12 protein-coding genes are annotated in these 15,493 nt (G+C 45.2%); 3 read left to right on the forward strand and 9 right to left on the reverse strand.

The window, feature by feature from the left end:
• The first annotated feature begins 356 nt into the window (after positions 1–356).
• Together CEG13_RS16710 and CEG13_RS16715 are read left to right on the forward strand one after the other, a co-directional pair.
• Positions 357–1,634, forward strand: coding sequence for a purple acid phosphatase family protein (locus CEG13_RS16710; RefSeq protein ID WP_158234720.1), 1,278 nt, complete (start codon positions 357–359; stop codon positions 1,632–1,634).
• Between the two features lie 372 nt (positions 1,635–2,006).
• Complete coding sequence (locus tag CEG13_RS16715; RefSeq protein WP_100013027.1) at positions 2,007–2,849, forward strand: chemotaxis protein; 843 nt, start codon at positions 2,007–2,009, stop codon at positions 2,847–2,849.
• A 125-nt stretch (positions 2,850–2,974) separates the two neighbouring features.
• Here the strand turns inward: CEG13_RS16715 and CEG13_RS16720 are convergent, their stop codons facing one another.
• From CEG13_RS16720 to sigW, 9 genes are all read right to left on the reverse strand, one after another.
• A complete protein-coding gene (locus CEG13_RS16720) occupies positions 2,975–3,523 on the reverse strand; it encodes a DUF420 domain-containing protein (RefSeq protein WP_100013028.1) in 549 nt (182 codons plus the stop codon).
• A gap of 189 nt (positions 3,524–3,712) precedes the next feature.
• On the reverse strand, positions 3,713–4,564 hold the full coding sequence (locus CEG13_RS16730; RefSeq protein ID WP_100013030.1) for a YitT family protein: 852 nt from the start codon (positions 4,562–4,564) through the stop codon (positions 3,713–3,715).
• Positions 4,565–5,325: 761 nt separating this feature from the next.
• Positions 5,326–7,128, reverse strand: coding sequence for a glutamine--fructose-6-phosphate transaminase (isomerizing) (gene glmS / locus CEG13_RS16740; protein ID WP_100013032.1), 1,803 nt, complete (start codon positions 7,126–7,128; stop codon positions 5,326–5,328).
• Between the two features lie 576 nt (positions 7,129–7,704).
• Complete coding sequence (locus CEG13_RS16745; protein ID WP_100013033.1) at positions 7,705–9,495, reverse strand: S9 family peptidase; 1,791 nt, start codon at positions 9,493–9,495, stop codon at positions 7,705–7,707.
• Positions 9,496–10,006: 511 nt separating this feature from the next.
• Positions 10,007–11,353, reverse strand: coding sequence for a phosphoglucosamine mutase (gene glmM, locus CEG13_RS16750; protein WP_100013034.1), 1,347 nt, complete (start codon positions 11,351–11,353; stop codon positions 10,007–10,009).
• A gap of 45 nt (positions 11,354–11,398) precedes the next feature.
• Positions 11,399–12,634 carry a CdaR family protein gene (locus CEG13_RS16755; RefSeq protein WP_100013035.1) on the reverse strand — a complete coding sequence of 412 codons (1,236 nt, stop codon included), beginning with the start codon at positions 12,632–12,634 and terminating at the stop codon, positions 11,399–11,401.
• On the reverse strand, positions 12,627–13,448 hold the full coding sequence (cdaA, locus tag CEG13_RS16760) for a diadenylate cyclase CdaA (protein ID WP_100013036.1): 822 nt from the start codon (positions 13,446–13,448) through the stop codon (positions 12,627–12,629). The genes CEG13_RS16755 and cdaA overlap by 8 nt, the downstream gene beginning before the upstream one ends.
• Positions 13,449–13,643: 195 nt before the next feature.
• On the reverse strand, positions 13,644–14,288 hold the full coding sequence (locus CEG13_RS16765) for an anti-sigma factor family protein (protein ID WP_100013037.1): 645 nt from the start codon (positions 14,286–14,288) through the stop codon (positions 13,644–13,646).
• A 15-nt stretch (positions 14,289–14,303) separates the two neighbouring features.
• Entirely contained in the window at positions 14,304–14,867 is a 564-nt protein-coding gene (gene sigW, locus CEG13_RS16770) for an RNA polymerase sigma factor SigW (protein ID WP_100013038.1), read from the reverse strand.
• Between the two features lie 241 nt (positions 14,868–15,108).
• Between sigW and CEG13_RS16775 the strand changes: the two genes are divergently transcribed.
• Complete coding sequence (locus tag CEG13_RS16775; RefSeq protein ID WP_100013039.1) at positions 15,109–15,261, forward strand: Spo0E family sporulation regulatory protein-aspartic acid phosphatase; 153 nt, start codon at positions 15,109–15,111, stop codon at positions 15,259–15,261.
• The last annotated feature ends 232 nt before the right edge of the window (positions 15,262–15,493 follow it).

Genomic DNA, 15,493 nt, shown 5'->3' on the forward strand with positions numbered 1-15,493 from the left:
CTTTTCTTGTGTTTGCGGTTCTAACCATTTTGTACTTTGCAGGGGTTAAATCAATGGTATGATGCTGATAGCGAACATGCAACAATAAGGGAAAACAACAAAGCTGTTTGGACGTGAAATGCCCAAACAGTTGCTGTCTTTAATCCTTAAAAGAGACGAAAACTTTTCTAATAACTTCTGCCAAAAAGCATCTGGAATTTTCGCTTTCAAGATATTAACTCGTTTAAAAAATTTCCAGTTCTTTCTGTCCCCTGCCTTTTATCCCACTTTTATTTACAGTCTATTTAATGAGCCTTAACACTACTTTACTATCTCTTCTACAACAGATTAATAGATTGGAGGGCAATCTGTACTCAATGCTAAATAACGGAAAACCGAACGGGCTTATGCTTGTGGCACTCTTGATGGTTTTTTCACTTTTAACCATGCTGCCGAATCAAGCGGTCAATCCGACAAATACGGAATCAGCGCCCTATCAGGCTTCGCGTATTTCCTTTGTTCCCGGGGCAGATGTGACACAGTTCAATTTTTCATGGTATTCACCGTACACAACAGATCCTGGAGTGATTCAATATAAAAAGATTTCCGATCCAGCCTTTACAGAGGTGGAAGCCACTTTAAAGCTTGCTTCCCCCGGGTACACCGCCCATGAAGGGACGATTACCGGGCTTGAGCGGAACACGGAATATGAATATCGACTGGGAGACGGTAATGGAAATTACACGGAAACCTATCATTTCAACACACAGGAAGCCGATTCCTACAATTTCATACTTGCAGGGGACCCGCAGCTGGGGGCGAGCGGTGATCTTGAGGCCGATGCTGCAGGCTGGGAAAATACTTTAAATAAAGCGCTTGAGAAGTTTCCAGAAACAAGCTTCATTCAGTCAGCAGGAGATCAGGTCGAAATTCCTTTTTCGGAAGATGAGTATGAGGCCTTTTTCGCACCTGAAAAATTGAGGCAATATCCAATCGCCCCAACGGCTGGAAATCATGATAACTTCGGGCTGTTCAACAATCATTTCCATTTGCCGAATCAGGACAAACAGGTTAGCAATTTCGTGAACACGGATGGGAACTATTACTTTACACATGGTGATACGCTCTTCATCAATCTGAATTCGAACAACAGGGATATTTCCAAGCACGAAAAATTCATGGAGAAAGCGATTGAAGCAAACCCTGATGCAAAATGGAGAATCCTTACTTTTCACCATTCGATTTATAGTTCGGCCAATCATTCCAACAATCCAGCTTTGATTCAGCTGCGGGAGGATCTGGTACCGATGATTGATCGCCATGATATTGACACGGTGCTCTCTGGACATGATCACAGTTATACCCGCACCCATCAGATGTTGGATTTTGAACCGCAGATAGAGCAGACGGTTGATGAAGATGGCACAGTCTACAATCCTGCAGGAACGGTGTATTTAACAGCAAATTCCTCGTCCGGCAGTAAATATTACGATCTTAAAGAAAAGCCGGATCCGTATGCAGCAGTAAGAGAACAGCTTGGTGTGCCAACGTTTATGAATGTGGAAGTGACACCAATGAGTCTCGAGTTCACAACTTACCGCGTGGACACAATGGAAGTCACCGATTCCTATAAAATAGTGAAAGAGGACACTTAGGAAGTGCCCGTTATTTCAGAAGAGCCGCCGGAACACAAGTCCATATCCCATATCAATTAGCACGCCGATCGAGGAGCCGATGACCACACCAAAGTTTATCACTAAAACATGAACTGTGATAACCAACAATCCGGCATTAGCCTCACGCATAATACGTTGCCATAGCGGAATTCATTGGCAGCCCAACTTGGCCGATCACGCTATTGTAGAATACTTTAAGCAGACGACAATTCTTTTTTAAATTCCTAGAATTGATATAACTATTTTCTATGGATTGTATTTAAAATAGATTAAATGTATATTAAACAACAAATAGATGGTTATATTTCCCTTTCATTATACAAATTCACTAATAATTAAGGGGTGAAGCGTATGACACAAAAAATTGCTGTTGCTATACTTCACGGGGCTGGAACACCTGAAGAAAATTTTGCGGAAGAAATGATTAAGAAAATATCAGAAGGTTTCGGCAAAAAGCTAAAAAAGGAAAATCTAGTATTTCAATCTCTGTTTTGGTCTTCGATATTTGAGGAGGAGCAGAATGAGTTATGGGAAAAGGTGCAAACAGGAGGAGAGTTGGACTATAAATTTTTGCGTCGTTTTGCCATTGAGTTTCTTGCCGATGCTATCGCATATCAGCCTGCATCAGCAGCCAATCAAAATTATGACAAAGTACACGCCTATTTATCTCAGTGCTTTAGCAGCCTCCAGAAAAAAGCTGGGCCACATGCTCCTTTATGTGTGATTAGCCATAGCCTTGGGTCCGTAGTTGCCACTAATTATTTTTATGATTTGCAGAAAAAACAAAATAACATCGGAAAGCTCACAAGACGATACATGGATGATACACCATTGGAAAAAGGGCAAACACTTACCTTATTTTATAGTATGGGGAGCCCGCTTGCCCTTTGGTCTCTCCGATTTAATAATTTTGGTGAGCCCATCAGTGTCCCAGCCCCTTCTATAAAAAAATATTACCCAACCATCGATGGGGAATGGTTAAACTTTTATGATAGGGATGATATTCTCGCCTATCCTTTAAAAGGATTAAATAATAAGTACCAAAAAGCCGTAACAAAAGATGTCGAAGTGAACGCTGGAGGATTTCTAACGAGCTGGAACCCCTTCTCCCATATTAAATACGATACCAATAATTCTGCTATCGATCTCATTGTTGACGGGTTGGTTAGAACGTGGCACAACGTTAATAGATAAGAAGAGTTGGGTTATTCGTCTCCTCCCTCTATAAAAAAACGCGTATTCGATTAACTTAACCGAACAGTGCCAGGCACTGTTCGGTTACATGGGAAGGGTAAGAAACTGCCCTAAAATCCGCTTACCTAATAGTATGGTGAAATCATTAAGTAGACCAATACGCCAGTAAAGCTGACATACAGCCAGATTGGCATTGTCCAACGTGCGATTTTCCGATGCTTTTCTACTTTCATATTCAATCCTCTTCCAAGTGTGATCAGCGCAAGCGGCACAATCAATGCAGCCAGAACAATGTGTGTAATGAGGATAAAATAATAAATGTACATCATAGCTCCATCTCCGCCGTAACTTGTAGACTCAGCCATAGAGTGGTACGTTAAATAAGAGATAAAGAATAAAAAGGTTGTTACGAATGCAGCAATGATGAAGCTGCGGTGCAGTTTAATGTTTTTCTTTTTAATCATGATTAAGGCAGTCAGCAAAAAGAGAAAGGTGAAGCTGTTCAAGATAGCATTCAGCATCGGCAATACCGTTAACTCCATGCCACCAATTGTGCCATCTGCGCTTTTTGGCAATAAATACGTTCCCAAAATAACTCCTACGATAAATATGGATAGAAACCAAATCAGTGGATTGTAATTGCGCTGTTTAACATTGTTGATATCATTACTCATACGTTTTCCCACTCCTATATAAAATGCCCTTCAGTAATCATAAGAAAATTAACTGTAAAGAGCAATACAAAAAGGAGTCCGTTTCCTTTTAAAACGGAAAATGTCATCCTTTCGACAAAATCATCCGTTGGCGAAACACCAAAAAACCTGCATTCCATGTTATCCGCTGTTATTGGCAGGTCTGTTTTTTTATTTTTTCTGCCGTATTTCCTCAAGGTCCTCCTCCGCAAAGAAAGTTCCTCCAGAAACATCCTTAACATTGTTTACAACAACAAATGCATTGTTATCAACTTCATTAATTATCCTTCTCAAGTGAACGACACTATGATTTCGAACTACAATATACAGCATTTTTTGTTCGTGTTTTTTATATACTCCTGAGCCATTTATATAGGTTGCACTTGAAGATAACTCGGTTGTGACTCTTCTGGAAATTTCTTCATTGTGAGGAGATATGATAGTAAATGCTTTTTTCGCATCAAAACCAGCTAGTACATAATCTGTTGTAACTTTTCCAACAAACAAACCAATAATTGAATAGAGCGTATGTAAGACTCCAATTATGAGAACACCTGAAATAACCACCAATACATCCAAAATAAAGGTAACTAAGACGACATTCCAGCCAAATTGCTTTTTAAAAACGAGTGCAATAGTTGATGCGCCTCCTATAGAGCTTCCTGACAAAAGAATTAAAGCAAACCCTATCCCCATAAAGAAGCCATAAAAAATACCACCAACCAAAGGATCTCCGAGTGGTTGACCGTACGTTTCAAATAAAAACGTAAAGAAAGATAACAAAATAACAGTAATTGAACTTTTGAGGAGTACAGACTTAGCTAAATATCTATAGCTGATCGCAAGTATAATTAGAAAGCCAAAAAAGTTAACTGCTGCAGGCGAAAAAGAAAAAGCATGATAAAGGAGCAGAGAGATACCAACAAGCCCTCCATCAGCAATACCATTAGGCATGCCCAGAAAAGATATGCTTAATGCTATTATTAATGCCCCTAGTATATTATAAATTGATTTTTTTAACATGGAAGTCTCCTTATCAATGAGCAATTAAGATATAGCATACATTCGTATTCGATCCATTCAATATATATCAGACTGCCAATATAGAGAACAAAACTTTATAAAAAACGCGCATTCGATTAACTTTAGTATAATCGAATGCGCGTAACTTTTAAATGGCTTTATTGTAAATGAAACGACTTTATTGCTACTCAACAAAAACTTGTTCAGCGGTAACTTAGTTTATCCCTCACAAAATCCCCCTCAATCCCTTGCCCCTCCTACCTCCAAGCCACTTTTTCCTTTTTCTGTAAGGTAACTAAGTTCTTCCCTGAAATGCCCGTTTTTGGACTGATCTCGCAGTTGAGAAATAGCCGAAAAGGTAACAAAGTTCTTCCGTGGGAGAGCAAGGAATTGGAGAGGGATGAGTGAAAGATTTTCCTCGTTTTTCTCACACCTCTTCCTTCTAAAACCGTTGGCTTCTTGACTGTATTGAATTGAGAAATGATTGATTGAAGATTGATTGAATGCAGTGCTGATAGGGGTTTGGAGAGATAGGGAGTGAAGAAAAAAGACTGAACCCTTATTGGATCCAGCCTGATTCTTGATTGATATTTGATTGGATTTTATTGATAGAGAAGCGAATGGTGCTTGGTATTTGCTCCTCGTTCTTCTCCTCTTATCGTCTCTCTCCCATACCAACTTTGTTACCCAGGGAAGAACTTTGTTACCTAGGGACGGACAATGTTTTTGGGAGACAAAACTCATAAAGCCTGAATTTAACCCTATTCCACCGTCACACTCTTCGCTAAATTCCTCGGCTTATCAACATCACAGTCCCGATGCAATGCTGCGTAGTAAGCAAGCAGCTGAAGTGGCACGACACTAACAAGCGGAGTTAGCAGTTCGTGGACATGAGGGATGACGAATGCGTCTTGGTCCTGCTCCAATCCTCTCATGCTAATGACCATGGCGTTGGCGCCGCGTGCGACGACTTCCTGGACATTGCCGCGGATGGAATAATTTACGTTTTCCTGGGTGGCCAGAGCGATAACTGGAGTTCCATCTTCAATCAAGGCGATGGTTCCGTGCTTTAGTTCTCCGCCTGCAAAACCTTCTGCCTGAATATAAGAAATCTCCTTCAGCTTCAGGGCACCTTCTACACAGACATTGTAATCCGCACTGCGGCCAATGAAGAAAGCATTGCGGGTGGTGGCCAGGTAATCACTTGCCAACTGTTCCAGTGCTTCTTTTTGGTCGGTCAAAATTTCCATTGCGTTTGCTGCGATAGCAAGTTCCTGCATTGGATCAAAATCCAGCTCAAGCCCTTTCGCCCGGGCTGTGTCGACCGCCAGGATAGCGAGCACAGCAATCTGTGCAGTGTAAGCCTTGGTCGATGCCACGGCGATTTCCGGGCCGGCATACAGGTTCAGTGTATAATCTGCTTCACGAGAAAGGGTGGATCCTGGCACATTGGTAATCGTAAGTGCCGGGAAGCCCAATTCTTTAATTTTTACTAATACTGCACGGCTGTCGGCAGTCTCTCCGCTTTGTGAGATGAAAATGAACAGCGGATTTTCCGACAGCAGCGGCATGTCATAGGAAAACTCACTGGCGATATGCACCTCAACTGGAATACGGGCTGACTTTTCGATCAGTGATTTGCCGACAAGTCCAGCGTGATAGCTGGTGCCGGCTGCGATAATATAGATCCGGTCTGCTGCTTTTACAGCTTGGCGGATGGCTGGATCCAGCTTCAACTCATTGTCTTCATCCTGATATTCCTGGATGATTTTACGCATGACAATTGGCTGCTCATCAATTTCCTTTAGCATAAAGTGCGGATACGTGCCTTTTTCCATATCATTGGGATCAATTTCTGCCCGGTACGGCTCGCGTGTCACCATGGTTCCGTCCAGCTTTTGCAGCTCCACGGAATTCCGTTTGACAATCACCATTTCCCGGTCATGAATTTCCAAGTATTGATCGGTCACTTTCAATGTGGCCATTGCATCGCTTGCAACCACATTGAAATCTTCGCCAAGACCGACTAAGAGCGGGCTTTTGTTTTTGGAAACATACAGGGTGTCCTGATCTTCGTTATCAAGCAATCCGATTGCGTAAGAGCCTTTCAGAAGACGCATCGCTTCCCTAAAAGCTTGAGCAGTGTCGCCATAATCCGCATGAAGTTTTTCGATCAGCTGGACGATCACCTCGGTGTCCGTCTCACTGTGGAATTCCACATCATGCAGGTATTCCTCTTTCAATTCCAGGTAATTTTCGATAACTCCATTATGAACCAGAGTGAATCTGCCAGACGCACTCTGGTGCGGGTGGGCGTTATTCTCACTTGGCACGCCGTGTGTCGCCCAGCGGGTATGGCCGATCCCCATGGTTGCATGAACAGAGTGATCCACGCTTTCCCGAAGTGCTGCAATCCGTCCTTTTACCTTAGTCAGGCTGACTCCTGCTTCATTGAGCACCGCAATCCCGGCTGAGTCATAGCCGCGGTACTCCAGCTTTTGCAGTCCATCTAATAAAACATCTTTCGTATCCTGGTTTCCAATATATCCTACAATTCCGCACATAGTGTTGCTTCCTCCTTGTTGAAGGGGCAGCACACGACCTGCTTTAAAACGGGGCGTCTTGCTGCCCCTTTCTCGTGTTTGTTATGACATCTTGCCTCGTTCCTTGGCCCATGAGTCACCTCGCTGGTTTTCAGAACAAAGCCTGGCGGTTGAGATGTACAACCGGGAGGAATCCGCCGAATATCTCGATTAGCCTCCACCTCGTCAACTAGTTTCCTAACCGTTCGGAAAATAGTCCTGGCGCTTTCTGTTGCCTTTTTTTTCTGAAGCTCCTTTCTGTTTTGAAATGATGATCCACCCTTTTTTAGCAATCAAGCATGCGCTGAAAAAACAGGGCTATTTCATTCTAATCTACAATGGATGAAGTCGTCAATGTTTTTTTCAGGGATCGCTGTTTGGTTTAGGGTGTTAGTAAAAAGTTTATGTCAGCACGCGCACGAGTGTGAGAGGTGATTTCACTCATATAATCGAAAGTTTGGTGGGAAAAGTGGTATTTATTTTGCCAACTGGGTGATGGATTTTTCGATTATAGTAAAAAGCAGGCAAAGCCTTCAATGTGGCTTCACCTGCTGGGTTTTAGGCTTGATGCTTCTGTAAAAAGTCGAGCATCAAGCTGTATACTTTGATTTCATTTTCTTTTTTGGAAAATCCGTGGCCTTCGTCTTCCATTACAAAGTATTCGACGTCGCGGCCTTTTTCCCGGAGCTTGGCAACGATCTGGTCGGATTCTTCTTTGACGACGCGCGGGTCCTTGGCTCCCTGGATCACGAGCATCGGCTTGGTCATGCCGTCCAGATAAGTGTCAGGCGAGTCCTTGATGAACCGCTCCTTGTCACGCTCCGGGTCCCCGACCCAGCGTTCCATGATTGGCTTCCAGTGTTCGGGCACCGAGTTGACAAAGGTAAACAGGTTTGAGACACCAAAGATATCGACGACTGCCTTAAAATATTCCGGATGGCGCCCATGCAGAAGCAGTGCCATGTAGCCGCCATAGCTTCCGCCGACCAAGAACAGTTTCTCGCGGTCCGTGATGTTGTTTTCAAACAGCCATTCAATCCCGGCGACATTATCCAGGCGCGGCCCCTCGCCCCAGTCCTGCTCCACGAGCTTAACGAAGGAGGAACCGTAGCCGGTGCTGCCACGGAAGTTTGGCGCAAAAATCGTGTAGCCCCGATTCAGGAAGGCCTGAAACATGGCGCGGAAAGTTTTAGTCTCTGCCGCCTGCGGTCCACCATGCGGCCAGAAAATCGTATGGCCGTTATCGTTTTCCGGTTTAGCCCGAAACAGCAATGCCTCAATTTCCATGCCGTCAAAGGACGAGTAGCTCACAACGTCTGGCTCGACCATGTCGTCTTGGCTGACACCAAGCACCCGGTTGTTCGTCAGCGGCTTCCAATCTTCTCCATTGGTGGTCTGGAAAATATTCAGTGGTTGGGTCCCGCTGTTGCCGAGCAAATATACGTTACCTGATTTTGCGACATGCAACTGATGGATGGACGCAACCGGCTTTTCCAGTTTTTCCACCTGCTTACTGCTCAGATCATACCGGTAGAGGCCGTGCTCCACGCCTTTTTCCGTGCCAAGGTAGAGCTGGTTGTTTGATTTATCATATTTAACTGTTTCAACGCTTTCATTTTCCAGCGTGACAACTTGGGAAAATGTCTTAGTTTGCAGATCAAACTTGGCGAGATAGCTGTATTCACTCTCATAATCGGTCGGAAAATAAATCGTTTGGTTATCGGTGAACACCGCCTGGCCAACCGTATGTACCTTTTCCGGATCCGGCGTCAGGTCGTAGGTTTCCTCACCGACTTTTACAAACCCGATTACATACGTATTGGCAAATACTTTGTAATATACAAATGTGGATTCATCATTAGAGATGGCTCCCAGATGAGTCGGGCCGCCCTCTCCTTCATTAATCAGCTCATCCGAACCATCTTTCAGGTTTCGAACGTGCATATTAAGGAAAGAAGGGTTGTTTTCTGATGTGCCATAGTAGAGCCGCTCTCCGTCATCGCTTAGATGCTCGAAAAAATACTTCTCCTGGGAGTCACCGGTGACGAGTGGCTGCGGCAGCCCTCCCTCGGGGGGAAGCGCATAAATCTGGTGGTTCTCATCCCCGTCTTTGTCATAGCCGGCGAGCACAAAGCGATTATGTGGGTCTGTTTTAATAAAGCTGACAGACTCATCGTGGTGAGCGAACAGATATGGAAATGTATCCGGCAGGTCCATCGCCCACAGGTTCACCTTGCCATTGAGATTGGAACTGAAAATCAGCCGCTTCTCATCACTGCTCACCGCGAAGTTGGTAATTACATGTGTGCGGAAAAATTGCTCTACTGTCGGTTTTGGAAATTCAATCATGGAAGTCCTCCTCTAGTTTGTTGTGGTTGTTTTGTGTCTGAATAGTGTTATTTGCTTTTTTATTATTATAAATGATTTTTGGAGGGAGTGGTAGTTTAATGTAGTTGCTGGGGCGAGTGAGCGTATTCGGTTGGTGGTGGGGGAGCGGGCTATACAAGCGAGGCGCAACCAGGTAGTTTTACCCTTGTAAAATAGTCTCGCGGACATTTCGAACGCCTTTTCGGTTGGTTTTGTCCTTGAGAACGCTTCTCTACAACATTTCGAAGGCTTTTCCTGTCTCTTTTGTTGTTGAGACGGCTCCCTGCAACATCTTGAGCGTTCACCTAGCGCGTACTAGCCCAACCTAGCTTATGGGGCGCATCTCGCTCGAATTGGACTGCTGCTCGCTCGAATTGCCAAGCAACCCGCTCGATCTCACCCGCCACTCGCCCGAATTCCTGTCCCCTCACCCAATTTCAGCACGCCCACTCATCCCACAAAAAAAACCGCTCTCAATAGAGAGCGGTCCTCCTTACCCTTTCATTCCCAATAACTGGTCAATCACATTCGCGACTTGATCGGCATAGCGCTCGCAGTCTTCCTTGGTTGGTGCTTCCACCATGACGCGGACGAGTGGCTCGGTGCCGGATGGGCGGACTAATACGCGCCCCTGGCTGCCAAGTTCCCTTTCTACTGCCTCAATCTCGCTTTGAATTTGCGGATGTGTCTGTGCTTCCTGCTTGTCGATAACTTTAACGTTCTTAAGCACTTGCGGAAAGACCGTCATTTCACTAGCCAGTTCGGATAATGGCTTTCCTGTTTCCTTCATCACATTAACCAGTTGCAGGGCAGACAGCATACCGTCACCTGTCGTCGTATGTTCCAGAAAAATGATATGGCCGGACTGCTCGCCACCCAGATTGTAGCTGCCTTTACGCATTTCTTCCATGACGTAGCGGTCTCCGACGGCAGTTTTCTCACTGCGCATACCGTGTTCTTCAAGTGCTTTGTAAAAGCCGAGGTTGCTCATCACAGTGGAAACAACCGTGTTATCGTTTAATAAGCCTTTTTCGTTTAAATATTTTGCACAGATGAACATGATCTGGTCACCGTCCACAATGTTTCCTTTTTCATCAACGGCAATCAGGCGGTCGCCGTCCCCGTCAAATGCCAGACCGATATCAGCGCCTTTTTCTTTCACAAATGCCTGCAATGTTTCCGGATGGGTGGAGCCCACGCCGTCATTGATGTTCAGGCCGTCCGGCGAGGAGCCGATCGTGAAGAGATCCGCTTCCAGGTCGGCAAATAAATGGGTGGCCAGGCTGGAGGTTGCTCCATGTGCACAGTCCAGCGCCACTTGCATGCCTTCGAAATCATTGTCCACGGTGTCTTTCAGGAATGAGAGGTACTTTTGGCCGCCCTCAAAATAGTCATTGATTATGCCAATGTCTCCGCCTGTCGGACGCGGCAGATTGTCTTCGTTTTCCATCAGCTGTTCAATTTCATTTTCCTGAACATCAGATAGCTTGAAACCATCCGAACCGAAAAATTTGATGCCATTGTCTTCCACTGGATTATGCGAGGCCGAGATCATTACACCGGCCTGAGAGCTGGTCGCTTTGGTCAAATAAGCAACTCCCGGGGTAGAGATCACCCCAAGGCGCATGACTTCCGCGCCGATGGAAAGCAAACCTGCGACAAGCGCGTTTTCCAGCATTGGTCCGGAGATGCGTGTGTCTCGTCCGATTAAAATCCGCGGTTTTCCGCTTTCTTTTGTCAATACATAGCCGCCGAAGCGTCCCAGCTTAAATGCAATTTCCGGTGTCAGTTCCTCATTGGCAACACCTCTGACGCCATCGGTTCCAAAATATTTTCCCATCGTTTACCTCTCCTTTGTCTCCCATTAAAAAGCAATTAGGGAGCGCTATTCACTGATTTCGATTGTCACCTGTTCCTGTGCCTCTTCCACTGTCAGGTTTTCCTGATCCGGCCCTTCAATCGTGACAGGGAGCTGATGCTGACCCGCTCCAAGCCCATCCAGGTTAACAGCAATTTGAAAATCCTCTGCAGCCAGTTCACTGACCACCGCCTGATTGCCCGTGACGGTGAAATCCATTTCTCCTGTTTCCGGGTCGATAAAATTCACGTCTTGTCCTGCCTCTGGCGGCTCTGCTTCAATCCCGACATTTTCAAAGATTCTCGTTTGCTCCAGTTCAATAGCCACTTCAATATTTTCCATTTCCGGGACAGATACACCATCAGGCAGCGCTAATGATGCTTCAATGGTGCCTGATTCGGTGACTTCGGATAAATCAATTTCTTCTGTTGTTACTTCTTCAATGCCTTCCAGGATGCTTGTCCTTGCAAAAATCTCCACTTCTTCGGTGCCAGAGGTAATCGAACTTACTTCATAACCCTCCGGAAGCTCGCCTGTTGTTGCTACACTGACAGGTACGGTCTTGCTCGGATTCTCAACTTCTGCGGATACTTCCACATTTTCCGGCTCGACCTGCACATTCAATTCATTGCCTTGGCTGTCATAGACATTGACAGGCACTTCCCGGTTGTTGATCGCATCACCCACACCGTCGAGATTAACGTATACTTTCACCATGCCAATCCGATCAATCACCCGCTGTGAGCTTGTGATCGTGACGGTCTCCGGGGTGACTTGGTATTCCCCGAGCTCATATCCGTCTGCCATCTGATCTTCATTAAAAAAGTCGGCAGTTACTTGAAATTCCTCGGACGCTCTTTCCTCAATTGTTACTTCGATCGTTTTTGGCTCAATATATACTTCCAGGTCATTGTTAATATCATGCTGGATTTCCACCGTATGCTCACCTGCTTCGAGTCCCTGCAGGTCAACATACACATCGAAATTTTGCTGGATAACCGTTGCCGTTAAAATCCCCGTCGTGCCTCCCAGCGTCACCGAGACGGTCTCCGGAACACCGCTGACGATGTAATTTTCACTATCAATCCGGATGTTTACCGGAACTTCCTCGAGGGTCTGCATTTCATCGGAATTACCCGGGGCTGCATTGTCATCATTATTTTCTGTGTTATTGATTTCCACGGATACAAATACATAAAGCAGCACGGCGAAAACCAGCGAAATTACACGGACGAACCATTTGCTGTTAAACCAATTATCCATCCTTATTCCCCCTCTGCTCCTTTGCCTTCCTGTCAGGGGTTTTCTGGTACATGGACAAATTATCGCTCAAGATGTCGCGCAGTCTGTCCTGATCCAGCTCCCGGTACAGCTCTCCATTTTTGGTGCAGGAGATGTTGCCCGTTTCTTCTGAAACAATAATGGTCAGCGCATCGGTCACTTCACTGATTCCCATCGCCGCCCGGTGTCTGGTTCCCAGTTCCTTGGAGATAAATGGGCTCTCCGACAGCGGCAGGTAGCAGGCCGCGGCGATAATTTCATTACGCTTGAGAATGACAGCACCATCATGCAGCGGTGTATTCGGGGTAAAAATATTGGTCAAGAGCTGATGCGTCAATTTTCCGTTAATAGCAATCCCGGTCTCCGCATACTCAGCAATCCCGGTCTCCCGCTCAATGGAAATGAGAGCCCCGATACGGCGTTTTGCCATATATTTACAAGATTGAATAATCGCTTCTATGTCTTTTTCAATCAGTTCTTCCTCTGACTTAGCGTTTCTGGAAAAAAGATTACCCCTGCCGATTTGCTCCAGCGCTCTCCTCAGCTCCGGCTGGAAGAGGATGATAATCACCAGAAAACCCCAGATGATCGCCTGGTTGGTAAGCCACTGGATTGTCTGCAGGTCGAGCAGGATACTCAAGAGCCATACCGCAAGCACCACACCGATGCCTTTTAACAGCTGGATCGCCTTGGTCCCGCGGATAAGCATAATTAATTTATAGAATACATACCAGACGAGGCTGATATCGATCACTATGCGCAGCAGTTCTAATAAGGTGAAATCCCCATCAAGCATGTTCACACTTCCCTCGTAAAAGAAAACTTGGCTTCGTTGTACTTACGATAAGGAAATTTACCCTTCCTTATCTAATATGTATCTCGCGCCACATAACACCCTATATTATATCATATTATCAGGTCTTACATGTATTTTGCCAATGCTTGGAAAGGAATTTTTTCTGCGGAATTAGAAAAGGGATAAGGAAGTTCCTTACCCCGCAAAATCCAAGATGCCCTGAAAAAAGCTCTTGATATGGTACCAAATCTTTTCAAAAGCCTGATCAATGGTATGCAGTTCACCGTTTATCTCCCCGACGGATGCCATCAGCCCCTCACTGTCGATCGGTTCGTCCCCATCGATCAGTTCGCCGTTAATGATTGTGACATTTCCGTCCACGGTGCCTTCAATAATTAAGTTGCCGTTTTTGACAAGCAAATCATCTTCCACTGTGACGTCCGATGGAACAATCACCGTGCCGCCCTGAATGATCAGGTCCTCCTGCTTGGAGACAACGAGTTGACTGTCTTGGTTCCAGTTGGGCATGACACTCCCCATCATGAGGATAAAAAAGATCGCTGCGGCCGTGAACATTGGATGGGCCTTCATCCAGCGTTTGTATTTAAGCTGTTTCTTTTCTGCCGGCAGTTTTTGCATCACCTGCTGCGTGAAGTTTGGCGGTGCTTCAACGTGCTCGCCGCTTTGCAGAAGTGTGATCGTCCGTTTCAGCTCGCGGAAATGCTCCTGGCACGCTTCACAGTCCTCTAAATGTCTGCGGAATTCAGACTCTTCTTTTGCCGTTAAGTCTCCATCCAAATATTTATGCATAAGCTCTGTCGCTTCGTGGTTACAATTCATCTATCTCACACTCCTTTACACATGGCGAAGCTTCTTCCTCAAGGCTTCCCTGCCCCGGTGAATCCGCGTTTTCACCGTACCGAGCGGAATATCCAGGGTTTCTGAGATTTCCTGCAGGGAAAATTCCTCTAAGTACCGCAAAATAATAATGCTGCGGTACTTGGGCGGAAGCTCGGCAATTTCCCGGTGAATATAGCGCTGCAGTTCCTGATTCTCCACTTCCTCCGGGGGGCTTTGTTTGTCGCTCGCCAGCTGGGAATACATGTTCAATCCTTCCGTACCCTTCACCTCGGCGTCCAGATAGTAATCCGGTTTCCGCTTGCGGATTCGGTCAATCGTCAAATTGGTGGCAATCCGATACAGCCAGGTGGAAAATTTCCGCTTCTCGTCGTACGAATGAATATTAACATAGACCCTGACAAAGGTTTCCTGCGCGATATCCTCGGCTTCATGTGCATTCCCCAGCATACGAAAGCAATGCTGATAAATTTTATTCTGATAAAAGGACACCACATCCTCAAATGCGGACTGATCCCCTTTTTTTACCCTTTTAATTTTCTCTCTAATAAATTGATCCATACAGGTACCTCCGCTGCATCTGCGGTATTTGTGTTTACGATTCAGGATAGAAAAGGTTTCACTTTCTCGAAAAAAATTTTTTTATGTATATGATAGTGAGCAATTCATTTATAAATCTCTCTTTAACTATTGTAAAGCCCTTTTGCAAAAATGTCATGAAAAATTCAAAAGTTTATCGTTGCTTTTTTATGGGTAATCTTCTATCATATATTACTGGAAAAGAAAACAGGAGGATAGATTTATGAGCAAATATCAGCTATTGGCGGAAATTGAAAAATGCCGCAAAGAAATGGTTGCGCTCAGTGATACTCATGAGTTAACATCTAAAGAAATTATCAGCCAAAGTGAACAACTGGACAAGCTCATTAATGATTATCAGCAATTCGCGCAATAACAGATGGTCCTAGAAAAAGATAAAAAAACAGGGTAAAAAAGACAGCTAATTCTCGGGTTGGGAGATGAGGTGTCTTTTTTTGTTTCAGGGTGAGGGGTGGGGTTTGGTGGGCTGTTCTCGGGCGGAAGTTCTCGTTCTCGGGCGGAAGTTCTCGTTCTCGGGCGGAAGTTCTCGTTCTCGGGCGGAAGTTCTCGTTCTCGGGCGGAAGTTCTCGTTCTCGGGCGGAAGTTCT

Origin of the sequence: Lentibacillus sediminis, from assembly GCF_002763455.1 — a bacterium.
In the GTDB taxonomy this organism is placed as follows: Bacteria; Bacillota; Bacilli; order Bacillales; family Amphibacillaceae; genus Lentibacillus_D; species Lentibacillus_D sediminis_A.

Coding starts and splice junctions, on each gene's coding strand:
- CEG13_RS16715 (WP_100013027.1), top strand. CDS start 2,007: ATGACACAAAAAATTGCTGTTGCTATACTTCACGGGGCTGGAACACCT.
- CEG13_RS16755 (WP_100013035.1), bottom strand. CDS start 12,634: ATGGATAATTGGTTTAACAGCAAATGGTTCGTCCGTGTAATTTCGCTG.
- glmS (WP_100013032.1), bottom strand. CDS start 7,128: ATGTGCGGAATTGTAGGATATATTGGAAACCAGGATACGAAAGATGTT.
- cdaA (WP_100013036.1), bottom strand. CDS start 13,448: ATGCTTGATGGGGATTTCACCTTATTAGAACTGCTGCGCATAGTGATC.
- CEG13_RS16720 (WP_100013028.1), bottom strand. CDS start 3,523: ATGAGTAATGATATCAACAATGTTAAACAGCGCAATTACAATCCACTG.
- CEG13_RS16775 (WP_100013039.1), top strand. CDS start 15,109: ATGAGCAAATATCAGCTATTGGCGGAAATTGAAAAATGCCGCAAAGAA.
- CEG13_RS16765 (WP_100013037.1), bottom strand. CDS start 14,288: ATGAATTGTAACCACGAAGCGACAGAGCTTATGCATAAATATTTGGAT.
- CEG13_RS16730 (WP_100013030.1), bottom strand. CDS start 4,564: ATGTTAAAAAAATCAATTTATAATATACTAGGGGCATTAATAATAGCA.
- sigW (WP_100013038.1), bottom strand. CDS start 14,867: ATGGATCAATTTATTAGAGAGAAAATTAAAAGGGTAAAAAAAGGGGAT.
- glmM (WP_100013034.1), bottom strand. CDS start 11,353: ATGGGAAAATATTTTGGAACCGATGGCGTCAGAGGTGTTGCCAATGAG.
- CEG13_RS16710 (WP_158234720.1), top strand. CDS start 357: ATGCTAAATAACGGAAAACCGAACGGGCTTATGCTTGTGGCACTCTTG.
- CEG13_RS16745 (WP_100013033.1), bottom strand. CDS start 9,495: ATGATTGAATTTCCAAAACCGACAGTAGAGCAATTTTTCCGCACACAT.